The following is a 1,706-nucleotide window of genomic DNA, read 5'->3' as shown; positions in this document are numbered from 1 at the left end:
TGTATCGCTTCAAGCGCGGTTTCGGAGGGGAGCTGAAGCGCGGGATCGGCGCCTGGGATCGCGTCTACCGCCCGGCTCCCTATCAGGCCTATCGGCTCCTGGCCCGCTGGAGGCGCATGGAAGGATGACCCTCGCCGCCGCCATCGTTGAGGATCGCCGTCTCTGGAATGCCGGCGTCGCAGCTCTGCCGGGCAGCCATGTTCTGCAGAGTTGGGAGTGGGGCGAGTTCAAGGCCGGCTACGGCTGGCAGCCGCGCCGGCTGGCCTGGCGCCAGCCCGACGGCACCTTCCGCGCCGCCGCCCAGGTCTTGGAGCGCAGGTCCCGCCGCTTCTCGCCGCTGCGGATGCTGTACTGCCCGCGCGGCCCGCTGCTCGATTGGGCGGATTCGGCCCTGCGACAAATCGTGCTCCACGATCTGGCCGGACTGGCATCGGAAAGCGGGGCGATCTTTGTTCGCATCGACCCGGAGATCCCGACGGCCTGCCCGGATGACCCGGCGCCGCCCCAGGCCACAATCGACCTCCAGCGCGATCTCGCCGCCGAAGGTTGGACGGCCGGTCGGACGCAGGTGCAGTTTCGCAACACCTTTGTGCTTGACCTGCAGGCCGACGAGGCGGAGCTCTTGGCCGCCATGCACCCCAAGACCCGCTACAACCTCCGCCTGGCGGCCCGGCACGGGGTCATCATTCGGCTCGGCACTTCCGGCGATGCCGACTTGCTCTATCCAATGTATGCCGAGACCTCGCTGCGTGATCGGTTCGTCATTCGCGAGCGGGAGTACTACCGGAGCCTTTGGGAGGGCTTTCAGCAAGCGGAGCGGGCCCAGCTCTTCCTGGCCGAAGTCGATGACAACCCCGTTGCCGGGCTGGTGCTGTTCACCTTCGGCGACATGGCCTGGTACCTGTATGGGATGTCGACCCACAAGCATCGCGAGAAGATGCCGAATCACCTGCTGCAGTGGGAAGCCATCCGTTGGGCCAAGCGCCACGGGCTCCGACAGTATGACTTCTGGGGCGCGCCCGACCGCCTCGATCCCTCGGACCCGATGTGGGGCGTCTACCGCTTCAAGCAGGGCTTCGGCGCCCGGCTGCAATGCAGTTTGGGCTCTCTCGACACCAGCCGCCGCCCGGGGCTGTATTGGCTGTATCATGTCGTCGCGCCACTGGCCCTAGGGGTGATGCGCCGTCGGGGGTTTTCTGCCACCGAGCGCAGTCTGGGATAGGCTGCCCGAGGGCGAGATCGGTGCACGAGGATAGCGGAGGTCAGACAATGCACATTGACTTGCCCAGCCTGCCTTTGGCCGTGCTGCCCACGCCAATGCACCCGCTGGAGCGGCTCAGCCGGCATTTGGGCGGGCCGCAAGTGTTCATCAAGCGCGACGATCTGACCGGGCTGGCCTTCGGCGGCAACAAGACCCGCAAGCTGGCCTACCTCCTGGCGGATGCAGTGACGCAGGGGGCGGAGGTGCTCGTCACCCGGGGCGCGGTCCAGTCCAATCACTGCCGCCAGACGGCAGCCGCAGCCGCTCGCTGCGGCCTGGATTGCGTGCTGGTGTTACAGGGTCCACCGGCCCCGACGGAGACCGGGAACCTGCTCCTGGATCGCCTGCTCGGGGCGCGAGTGCGGTGGACAGAGGCGCTTGATCCGGAATCGGTCTTGGAGGAGGAAATCGCCCAGCTGCAGAGCCAGGGGAGGCGGGTGTACCG

At 67.3% G+C, this 1,706-nt stretch carries 2 protein-coding genes; both read left to right on the top strand.

Annotated elements, in window-relative coordinates; all coding sequences use genetic code 11:
- Nucleotides 1–124: 124 nt before the first annotated feature.
- Nucleotides 125–1,222: a peptidoglycan bridge formation glycyltransferase FemA/FemB family protein gene (locus MUO23_05980; GenBank protein MCJ7512502.1), complete on the top strand. Its 1,098-nt coding sequence runs from the start codon at nucleotides 125–127 to the stop codon at nucleotides 1,220–1,222.
- A gap of 47 nt (nucleotides 1,223–1,269) precedes the next feature.
- Nucleotides 1,270–1,706, top strand: a 437-nt coding sequence (locus MUO23_05975; GenBank protein ID MCJ7512501.1) for a pyridoxal-phosphate dependent enzyme, incomplete at its 3' end; no start/stop codon positions are given.

The sequence above is a fragment of the Anaerolineales bacterium genome (assembly GCA_022866145.1).
Taxonomy (GTDB): Bacteria; Chloroflexota; Anaerolineae; order Anaerolineales; family E44-bin32; genus PFL42.
This window is presented reverse-complemented; position numbering and strand designations above follow the sequence as displayed.